Annotated in this window: 17 protein-coding genes and 1 pseudogene; 11 read left to right on the top strand and 7 right to left on the bottom strand. The window is 28.2% G+C overall.

The features are described from left to right. Positions 1–45: 45 nt before the first annotated feature. From HMPREF3265_RS11030 to HMPREF3265_RS11010, 7 genes are all read right to left on the bottom strand, one after another. On the bottom strand, positions 46–837 hold the full coding sequence (locus tag HMPREF3265_RS11030) for a DUF1828 domain-containing protein (protein ID WP_048761968.1): 792 nt from the start codon (positions 835–837) through the stop codon (positions 46–48). Between the two features lie 4 nt (positions 838–841). Continuing rightward, on the bottom strand, positions 842–1315 hold the full coding sequence (locus HMPREF3265_RS11025; protein WP_070834835.1) for a DUF6978 family protein: 474 nt from the start codon (positions 1313–1315) through the stop codon (positions 842–844). Between the two features lie 41 nt (positions 1316–1356). After that, on the bottom strand, positions 1357–1761 hold the full coding sequence (locus HMPREF3265_RS11020) for a sporulation protein (RefSeq protein ID WP_070839987.1): 405 nt from the start codon (positions 1759–1761) through the stop codon (positions 1357–1359). A gap of 65 nt (positions 1762–1826) precedes the next feature. Beyond that, complete coding sequence (locus HMPREF3265_RS12690) at positions 1827–1988, bottom strand: hypothetical protein (RefSeq protein ID WP_176743794.1); 162 nt, start codon at positions 1986–1988, stop codon at positions 1827–1829. Between the two features lie 282 nt (positions 1989–2270). Beyond that, positions 2271–2405: a hypothetical protein gene (locus HMPREF3265_RS13035; protein ID WP_256262261.1), complete on the bottom strand. Its 135-nt coding sequence runs from the start codon at positions 2403–2405 to the stop codon at positions 2271–2273. Between the two features lie 98 nt (positions 2406–2503). Further along, complete coding sequence (locus tag HMPREF3265_RS11015; protein WP_070678969.1) at positions 2504–3079, bottom strand: hypothetical protein; 576 nt, start codon at positions 3077–3079, stop codon at positions 2504–2506. A gap of 117 nt (positions 3080–3196) precedes the next feature. Continuing rightward, positions 3197–3853 carry a helix-turn-helix domain-containing protein gene (locus HMPREF3265_RS11010; protein WP_070861675.1) on the bottom strand — a complete coding sequence of 219 codons (657 nt, stop codon included), beginning with the start codon at positions 3851–3853 and terminating at the stop codon, positions 3197–3199. 152 nt (positions 3854–4005) lie between these two features. On the opposite strand from HMPREF3265_RS11010, the gene HMPREF3265_RS11005 reads away from it, so the two are divergent. The 11 genes and pseudogenes from HMPREF3265_RS11005 to HMPREF3265_RS10960 form a co-directional block, all read left to right on the top strand. Next, a complete protein-coding gene (locus HMPREF3265_RS11005) occupies positions 4006–4227 on the top strand; it encodes a helix-turn-helix domain-containing protein (protein ID WP_070678973.1) in 222 nt (73 codons plus the stop codon). Positions 4228–4229: 2 nt separating this feature from the next. Further along, positions 4230–4502, top strand: coding sequence for a helix-turn-helix domain-containing protein (locus HMPREF3265_RS11000; RefSeq protein ID WP_070678974.1), 273 nt, complete (start codon positions 4230–4232; stop codon positions 4500–4502). 21 nt (positions 4503–4523) lie between these two features. Next, on the top strand, positions 4524–4682 hold the full coding sequence (locus HMPREF3265_RS12685) for a hypothetical protein (RefSeq protein WP_176746486.1): 159 nt from the start codon (positions 4524–4526) through the stop codon (positions 4680–4682). Then, a complete protein-coding gene (locus HMPREF3265_RS10995) occupies positions 4672–5085 on the top strand; it encodes a pathogenicity island protein (protein WP_070839981.1) in 414 nt (137 codons plus the stop codon). Before HMPREF3265_RS12685 ends, HMPREF3265_RS10995 begins: the two co-directional genes overlap by 11 nt. Positions 5086–5088: 3 nt before the next feature. Then, positions 5089–5400, top strand: a complete 312-nt coding sequence (gene tscT, locus HMPREF3265_RS10990; protein WP_070839979.1) for a type II toxin-antitoxin system toxin TscT — start codon at positions 5089–5091, stop codon at positions 5398–5400. Between the two features lie 84 nt (positions 5401–5484). Beyond that, positions 5485–7098: a phage resistance protein gene (locus tag HMPREF3265_RS10985; RefSeq protein WP_070678979.1), complete on the top strand. Its 1614-nt coding sequence runs from the start codon at positions 5485–5487 to the stop codon at positions 7096–7098. Between the two features lie 170 nt (positions 7099–7268). Further along, entirely contained in the window at positions 7269–8090 is an 822-nt protein-coding gene (locus HMPREF3265_RS10980) for a bifunctional DNA primase/polymerase (protein ID WP_070678981.1), read from the top strand. Beyond that, positions 8065–8346 carry a hypothetical protein gene (locus HMPREF3265_RS10975; RefSeq protein WP_049390900.1) on the top strand — a complete coding sequence of 94 codons (282 nt, stop codon included), beginning with the start codon at positions 8065–8067 and terminating at the stop codon, positions 8344–8346. Before HMPREF3265_RS10980 ends, HMPREF3265_RS10975 begins: the two co-directional genes overlap by 26 nt. Continuing rightward, entirely contained in the window at positions 8343–8987 is a 645-nt protein-coding gene (locus HMPREF3265_RS10970; RefSeq protein WP_070839976.1) for a pathogenicity island protein, read from the top strand. The genes HMPREF3265_RS10975 and HMPREF3265_RS10970 overlap by 4 nt, the downstream gene beginning before the upstream one ends. Positions 8988–9402: 415 nt before the next feature. After that, positions 9403–9735, top strand: a complete 333-nt coding sequence (locus HMPREF3265_RS10965; protein ID WP_053028396.1) for a hypothetical protein — start codon at positions 9403–9405, stop codon at positions 9733–9735. Positions 9736–9744: 9 nt separating this feature from the next. Further along, positions 9745–9940, top strand: a pseudogene (locus HMPREF3265_RS10960) (hypothetical protein); the annotation flags it as partial.

Here is a 9940-nt window from a genome sequence, read left to right as displayed (position 1 = left end):
CCTAAAAAGGTAAAAAAATAATAAGGGTAGGCGAGCTACCCTAAATTAAAGATTGCTAAATTTTCTTTTTATTTTTCTTTTATCGTCAAACGGTAATACTTCAACATTATACCGTGATAGCATAGTTGCTACTGAATCACTTATTTCATCTTCATTTTCCGTAATAATGTTTAATCTTGCATTAGAATCGTACATTTTGCTTCTATATTCTTCAACATCTTCCCAATCAAAAAGGAGATTTTTTGCACTATTTTTATTAATCTGTTTAATGGTTTTTACATATTCTGTGGTTTTACCTGGAAAAACTGCCTCAAAGTTATGAGTGAGCTTTGATTTACCTTCAACTTTAAACTCAATGAAGACGTTTGGATAAGTCTCACGATTTTTTAAAAAATATTGTATCACTTCATCTCTGAATAGAGATTTTATATTATCTTTCTTTAAAATAGCTAAATTGCTTATCTCCGAAATAGCTAAAACATAATCATGTATGGCTTGAGGTAGTTTTTTTCTGTCAATATATTGTTGTATTTTTTTATTTTCCAGAACTAAATTGTTACTTTCGATTATATTTTTAAGGAACTGATACTTTTTTTGTTTTTTATGACTAGTTAAATCTATGCCTAATTGCTCCAAATTCCATAGCGTCTCACCATAATCTGTCAATAGATAATTATCAATGTTATTAGAGATGTTAACTGAAATCGAATCACCAAAATAATCTACAATTGGTGAATAGAATTCAATACTTTCATTTTCTAAAGGTACGAATTTAGATTCTTTTTTTAAATAGTTAAAGTAATCTTCGCTAATAGATTTAATTTCATTGTCATTCATAGTATCACCACCCTAATTGAAATTTAGTTTCGATATAAATTTTATCATTATGATTAGTATTAGTATATCTTAAAACGGAGAATAATTGTTTTACGAAATCTGAACTATCTTCAAAAATTTTATAAGGTAATGGGTAGGCTACCATATGTGTTGATAAGTCATTTTTCTTTTTATATTCTTCTTCAGAAAAAATATTAATTCTATTTCCTCTGACTATATGGTTGTTTGAATTTTTGTGAAAACCATCATTTAAATTGATTCTTAACAAACATGTATTATATTGAGTTTCTCTAAAATTCAAAGTAGCTTTCCCAGGTCTTATAAAATAATTTAAAATAAATTTTGTGGGTATTTTTGGAGAAGTAATATTTATTTCGCCTTTGCAGTTTTCTTCTAATTTTATATTGTATTGTTCCAATATTTCTTTACTTAAAAATAATAAATCATTTACCTCTTTATCTGTTAATTTTAACTCCATCTCTCAACCTCCTTTATTTATGTTGAAAAAATAGAATACAATTAATCAATCAACTTTATTTCATCTTCATCGTAAGCATCAACAGAGTGAGAAAGGTAAGCATGTGTTTTTAAAATCAATTTATTAGGATTAGTTTTAAATTCTAGTTCATGAATATTAAAATGGAAATGTTCAATTTCTTTGGTATTTTCACATATACTACGGTCTACGTGTAAAGTAAATGTTTGTAATTCGTTATCTAAAATAGGAAATTGACTTCGCTCATCGGGATTATCATATCTTTCAATTAATGTAAGCTCAATCTGATTAATAGTTTGTTCAGATGCGCCGCTTTCTATGACCACGCTTCCGTCCAATATACCATTACTATGAACTTGTTGTGTTTTTAACACAGTGTCTATTTCTAATGATTCTATACCTATTGAAGTTAATAATTTTTCGAACATTTTAATTCCTCCTTAATTTATATTAAAGCGCCACTAGAATGGTGAAATAATTAATCTGTGAAATATTATTTTAGTTCTTTTTCAATTTTTTCACCCTTAGCTCTACCTTTATCATCCACTTCAGTTTTAGGATCTTTCCTTTTCTTTGTGCTATCTTCCACATCTTTAGTATCACATGCTCCTAAAATTAATGTGCTTGCGAAAATTAATGCTAAGAATTTTTTCATTATGCATCCCTCCCTTGTTTATATATTTATATTAAACCGCCACTAGGACGCTAAAAGATAAGTTTTATATTCCTAAATAATGCGAAGATAAATACTGCACAAGGTAACCCATTAAGCAAAGCACCCCAATTGCAATAAAAATAATAGATATAGTTCTACAGTTATTTTTATAATATAAACCTTCATTTTGAGCTAAAAAGAAACTTAATATATACAAAATGGCACTTATTAAAAATATAATAATGATGAGTATTAACATAAAATCCTCCTTTATTTATATTATTATTCTTTCTCCAATCCTATAATTAGCATTATCACTACTGAAATAAGCATGAACGGTACAAAAATAGAAGTTACTAAAAACCCACCAATCATGATTAGATAAAATTCATCAATTTTGTATTTACCAAATTTCATAATGTCCTCCTAATTATTTGTATTTTAATGTTATGTGTTAAAAGAGTCATTATTATAAGCAAATTCTTGATGCCACATGTGAGTGAGCCTCCTTTTACTTAATCTTGTGGTCCATATTGATTTTCTACTGCTTGATTTAAAATTTGGGAAGCTTGTTGTTGTCTATTCATCATTTCACTTTCACTAATTTTCCCATTTTCATAATCTTCGTTAGCTTGTCTTTCGATTTCAGTTTTACGGTCTAGGGCGTTAGAAACTTCACCATGTATATACTGATCATCAATCTCTGTATTTTTAGGTAACTTTACATTTTGATTAGGTTGTTGAGTTTGATTATAGTTTTGGTTATTTTGCTGTTGTTGTGGAGTTTGTTGAGTGTTATTAGCTTGTTGTGTTTGTTGTTGAGAATGAACTTGTTCACTTGAAGCAGTTTCTTGTGTAGTTTGTTCTTCAGTAGAGCTATCTTCTTGTGTAGACTTGTTATCTTCGTTTTCTTGTGTTTTCTTTTCTTCTTTAGACTTTTTATCCTCTTTAGTTTTCTTTTCTTTTTTATCATCAGCTTTCTTTTCAGTAGTACTTTCTGCCTTTTTATTCTCATCTTCCTTAGCGTCATCTTGACTACAAGCACTTAAAACAAGCGTAGCTGCAAATAATGTTCCTAGTAATTTTTTCATATGTATGCTCCCTAATTTTTATTACCCTTTATATTCGTTTTTCTATAGTGTATTAGAAATTGTTCGTCACGCTTTACTGTTAAATGATTGCACATAAATTTAATTAAATATAGTTACCTAAACTAATTTATCGTCATCATGTATTATCATAGCTAATTCTTCTAAAGTTAAATTATTTATTGAATTTGATAAAAGGTGTAATTTATCTTCTTGTTTTCTCACATGGTTATTCAAAATCTCTTCATTTTCAATAGAATTTAATAAATCAGGATTCTCAACTAATTCTTGAAAAACAATTGTATTAATAGCTGCATAGATTTTATTAATCATTCTTTCTGTTAACGGTATAGTAGCCAGAGATTCACCTTCAATTTCTTTTTTAACATCGTAAACAAGTGGTTTACATTCTTCTAGAATGTAATTCAATTTAAAATATGAGTATTCTAAAACTTCAATTTTTCCTAATCCGTTTTCTTTAATTCTTCCAGATTTAAGCAACCATTTGTATACTTCACTATCTTTTTCAACTTGATGAGTTTTACCAGTAGCAGTTGCTAATTTATTGAATAAATCCTTGTTACCATCTGGATCAAGTATTTCGCTTATTTTTTTTAAAACTTCTCTAGAAGGAGTAGCTTTATTATTCTCGATTTTACTTAGATATGCATGAGATAAATTTGTTTTTTTACCTAATTCAACAAGCGTCATATTTTTTTGTTTTCTATAACTTTGTATTAATCTTCCATGAGAGTCACTCATTGCAAATAATTCCATTTTTCTACCTCCTCCTTATTATTGTAACAAAAAAAGTTAAATTTAGTATTAAATTAAAAAAATGTTCTTGAAATGTTCCTAAAATAGTTATATTATGTATTTGTAATCAAAAATGTAACCCTATCTAGTTACATTATGAGGGGAGTGAGAAAATGAATATAAAACCAAAAACAGAAATTATAAAATTATTAATGTTTAAAAAAGGACATTCACTTAGAAGTTTTTCTATCGCTAATAATTTATCAGCACCTTATTTAAGTGATGTATTAAACCTCAAAGTAATTCCTAGTGGAAAATACGCTAAAAAAATTGCTAATGGTTTAAATGTAGAAATAAGTGAAATTTTTGAAATTGAACAAAAAGAGGAGGCATAAAAATGGCACATACTAAATTACAAGATTTACCAACTAAACAGAATACTGCACTTGAAGAAAAGCAAATCGTATTTCCAGTGAAATACGCAAAGCCAAAATTAATCTGTGAAATTTTCAATATTAGTTATTCAACTTTCTACCGACTTCTAAAGTCTTACGAAGATGACAATTTAGGTATTGAAGATATGTATATCGACATTAGTAGCACGCTAACGCTTGTGAACGTAGAACAGTTTGAAAAGTATTTGAAAGCAAAACACAAAAAATATTTATAAAAAGATTGAAGGTGGGATAACATGGCCAAATTTTTATTCAAACTAATGTTAATTTCAGTAATTTCATTCCTTAGTGGTTGGCTTTTAGGAATACATGTAGCTTTCACAATTTACATGTTAGGTAGTGTGATTGCAGCATTAAATATTGAAGAAAATGGAGGAGCAGTAAATGAACATTAATCAAAAATTAAACACAACAAATAATTTCAGAGAGGAAAATGAAAAAATGAAAAATTTAACTAATCAAGATTTTAAAAATATTAAAGGCAAATTGAACTATGAGCATATGGCGAATGGAAAAAAACATACTAGTAAAATGGTTAAATTATTACAAAAACGTCATGCTAAAAATTTATCAGTTATTAAAAGTGAATATCCATATTTAAGTGATAATGAAATTTCAAAAATTCTTGCAGATTATCGAGAATATGAAAATTTAATATCAGCAACAGAAACTTTTACAGATTTTCCTATCATTTACGAAGGTTCTAATATTGGTAAATTCTTAACTTTAGATGATATTGAAAACTTAAAAATAGCTATTGAAGAAATGACAATTTTTGTTAAAAGTTTGGAGGAGTAGTAAATGAATTTTGAATTAAATAATGCGTTGTGTGATTTAGAAGTATTAAAAGAAAGAATAGATGATGTAGTAACATCTTTTGTTTGGTTTAATGATGATTATTTCACTCATGAACCTAACCACGTATTAAATAAAGAGGATATTTTAAATCATGGATATAGATACCATGAACATAGAATTAAAAACGCACATACAATTGATTTAATGTTGATCTATCAAAAAGAGTTTGGTGAACTCATTGAAAGATTTAAAGAAATAGAAAAAGCGTCATCTGATGCGAATAGTTTGGCGACTAAATCAGATAACGCTGAGTAAGTGCAATTTTCAAATCAAAAGCACAGGAATAATATAACATTTCTGTGCTTATTCTTAAAACACAAAAATGAAAGGCTGATTAAAATGGACGAAGTTTCTTTATATAAAAAACATCATGAGTTTCATTCGAAATTAGATTACGTTGATACGCCTAATTTATCACCTATTAAAGAAATTAGTAAAAGGATAAATTTTGCGTCAATTTCAACAAAAAATCAATCAAATGAAAATAAAGGAAATGTTTATCACTGTAAAAAAGATGATTTTGTAGGTGATTACATTAATAATCTCACTTTAAATTATACCATAGAACCCAAAAAAATTGGTGCAGTCTACGGGACTATTTCAGTCAAAACAACAATAGAAAACGGTGAGGAAAATAAACAAGCACATTTTAAGTATAGTAAAGGTAATAACTATGCCAGATTTATAGTTGATTTGATTTCTGAAAAAGTTATTTACTCAAATGAATTAGATAGCTTTATTAAGTTGAAAAATAATCAGTATGAAATTATAGATAATACTAACTTTGCTTTGGAGTATTCAATAGATAAGAAATACTACATTAATGATTTTCTTGATGTCATGCTTGAAGTATACAGAAATCATTTAGAGACAAATTATCAGTATAATATCTATCCTTACGCTATTGCAGGTAATGATTGGATATATAATTGCAAAGAATTAGAATTTGTAGATAAAAAAATTACTAGTAACGATTACTATATCATTAAATATGATGTAGATAAAAAGAATATAAACACTAACCTAGCAAAACAATTCTTTGACTTAGTAAGTGACAATGAACGCAGTAAAAATAATTTAATGTTGGTACATGCTTATACTATGTATCGAAAAATGAAACTTATTCAAGCTGAAAAATGGTTCTTAATCAAAGACTTTGGCCGATCTGGTAAAGGTTTATTTATGGAAACTTTTGAGAAACTTCTAAATGTAAATAAAGTCAATTTTGATAGCTTATTATCATCTGGCTTTGAGGCTGCAAATGAATGGCTTAACTTTTATGGTGCAGATATTGCTCATGCAAATGAAACAGGTGAAATTAATAAAAGCATGATGAGAATATTACGCAAAATAGCTACTGGTGAAAATATTTCAGGGCGTGGCATACAGCGAAATAACGTTAAATTTAAAAATAATGCAGTGTTAATTTTAGATACTAATGAAAGTGTTGATACTGGTGAAATTACAGCAAATAGAACACGTACAGTTAAGATTGCATTTAAGGATAGACCAAAGAACGAAACTGATGAAGAACGTTATAAAGTATTTAAACCATTTTGGGACTTTGTTAAGCCTAACGGGAAAAACTCAGTCAATGCGTCAGTATCATTTTTAATATTAAGTCTTGAGTATCTTAAACAAATAGGCAAAGAATTTAAGTTCAATAACGTAACACTTAAAAACTATTACACCGAAGATGAATTGACGGACACTCAAATCTTAATACTAGAAACGTTATCTAAACAGGACTTCATTTTTTCAGGTGATGAGATACTACAAAAAACTATTGAAGAAGATTATAAAAATCTAAAATATAAAAAAGCAAAAGAAGATATGAAAAAAATAGGAGTAGCTATCAATAAGCAAAAATGGATAGAGGGACAAAATACTAAAGTTCATATTGTAGAAAATAAAGAACTATTCAAAATGGCTTTAGATTTAATTGAAACTTAGGTTAGTTTAACTCTTACTAACCTTTGTACTAACTTTGAAATCACTTTAATAACAGGCACTAACCTTTATAACTTAAATATTCTTTAGCATATTTTATATATAAATAAATAGATGTATGTATAGAGAAAATAATGAGTTTAAAGGGTTAGTGTTCTATTGGAGGTATTCTCATGAAAATGTACAATGCAGCAAAATATCTACTTAGTAAAGATGTGCAAGTTGTACCCTTAAACGATAATAAAAAGCCAACAGTATCATTTAAGAATGTAACTATTGACGATGATTTTATAGATAATCACTTTTTAGCATATGCAAACACAAATGTATTAGGTGTTCTTACTCGTGGTTTATGGTGTATCGACATTGATATTAATCACGTAAATGGTGAAAGTGGCTTTGATAGTTTGAAAGACATTCCTTACTATGATGAGTTTGTTTCTAATGCACAAAATACGCTAGTGCAGACAACAGCAAGTGGAGGAAAACATGTAATATTTAAAAAACGTGAGGGCGTTGAATATGCTCAGAAAATAGGATATTTACCATCAGTAGACATTAAAGCACATGATAATAACTATTTTGTATTAGCTGGAAGTAAAACAGCTAAAGGAATATACACAAGTAATAAGAAAAAAGTAATCGCTTATGATGGTGAATTTGAAGATCGTATATTTTCAAAACATGGGAATTACCTACAACAGACTATGGAAAAGTTCTCAGTAAAAAGTGTGTTGCCTAATCACAATTTCAATCATTTACAACATACTGGTAAAGGTGGACTAGGTAAAGAGGCATACAATCGTGTAATTAATGGTGAAAGCATAGAACGTAATAATGATGTATATAAGGCTATTAGTTACGCATTACAATGTAACGTAGATATAGAGCCTCTAAAAGTAATTATTGGTGATGTTAAAGCAAATGGTGATGAATTTACTTTAGAAGAGTGGGAGGCCTCATATAACAGTGCAAGAAACTCATTACGAATTTAATATAGATGACGAATTAAGAAAACTAGGTTTATTAGTTGGAATATCTGAAGAAATATATTATTGCTCAATTAGTCGCATCTCAACATTGTATCTTGAAAACTTTGGGACTAAGTGGATAGCATGGCGTGAAACTTACGACTTTAAGAATGATAAAAGAGTATCGTATAGAACAATAGCAGATGGCAGTTTTGAATTAGTAGCTGCAAGAACTAAAAACTATTTAAATTACATTAAAAGAAAGCAGGGAATAAAATGAACGTTGAAATTATAGCAAATGAATTTGAAACTAGAGCAGCAACACTATTAAGGTATTTTACTGGACTGTGTGAAAGTAGTTATAAATTACCTTTTGCATTTAAGATATATAATGATCCATTTAATACTGTGTATCTAGTAAATAAAGGTAAAATGTACGCTCATGTATTAATAAAAGATTGTGAAGTGAGAAAATCTTTTGAGATAGCCTCAGAAAAGCATACCGAGAGACTTATAGAGAGTATCGAGGGTCATTATGCAGGTTATGAAATACCAGATGGCACACATGACACTATAAGCGATATGATGGCTAGTTTCATGTTTGATAATGATTATTTCATGTATGGACTGGAGACATTCGCAGAAAGCAATAATAGTGACATGTTCGATTATATGAGTAGAGATTTTAATATAGATGAACTTGAGGGTGTTCAAACTAGTAATGCAGATGTTATAGGTAATATGGAAATGTTGTATCAGTTAGCTACTGGCATTAATGAGCCAGAACCAGAATTAGTTGAGGGCTTGAAAATTATTACTGAATTTATTCAGAATGAAAAGGCTAATGCAGATGATAGTAAAGTATTAATTGAACGATTAAAGGAATTGAAACACTCTTATTACAATAAAGTGAAAGCATAAATTTATCGGTCATGCACTTAGTAGGTGCATGGCTTTTTTGTATGTAAATCGTAATTGTTAAGATTTGTTAATGATTTTAGATTGAGTTTAGGTAAAATACGAACTTTTGTTCTCTAAAAGGATATGTATGAAAGTATATGAAATGTGCTATAAACACTTTTATATCAGTGTTAAATGGGATGTTAAGAAGTTCTATAAAATCATTAAAATACGAACATAAGTTTGTAATTTAAGTGTAAATTTAGTATAATAGTGTTATAGAAGTAATTATACTTTTATATAATTTGATTGGTTTTCTTGTTCTCTGAAATCACTAATACAATAGTTAAAAATGTAAGTTCACTAGATTATCGTTTATTACCTCTTCGTTTAATTAGGTCTGTTCAAAATAACTAAAAAAATGAGGTATTAAATAATGACAATAACAATTGAAAAAGAATTAACTCAAGATCATATTAAAGTATTAAATGTATTACGCAATACTAAGCACGATATTATTACTAAACAAAATATATTCAATCAATTGAATATGGAGTTTACTAAAAGCAATGAAAGATGGTTACAACATACTATTAATAGTTTAGTTGTAGATTATGGCTATCCAATCGGATATAGCTACAAGAAAGATACTAGAGGCTATTTCTGGATAAAGTCGAAAGAACAAAAGGAATTAGCATTACTAAGTATCAAGCGTCATATCGAGGGCAGTATGAAACGATATGAGGCATTAAAGAAAACTGAGATTTAAGGTGATGTAGTGAGTGCAGCGATTGAAATTATTCAAGAGAAAGTTAGCGATTATGAATTGTTCACTAGATTTAATACTTACTACATTCAATCAAGAATAGCACTCATAGAAAGCGATATTAAGGATATGTATGACCGAACTACACCTAGTTTATGTAGTGATACTGTATCAGAAAGTATTTACTATGAGAGTTATTCCGTTGAAA

Source organism: Staphylococcus sp. HMSC62B09 (assembly GCF_001839115.1).
In the GTDB taxonomy this organism is placed as follows: domain Bacteria; phylum Bacillota; class Bacilli; order Staphylococcales; family Staphylococcaceae; genus Staphylococcus; species Staphylococcus haemolyticus.
Note: the sequence above shows the minus strand (reverse complement) of the source record. Positions and strands in the feature narration are given on the sequence as shown.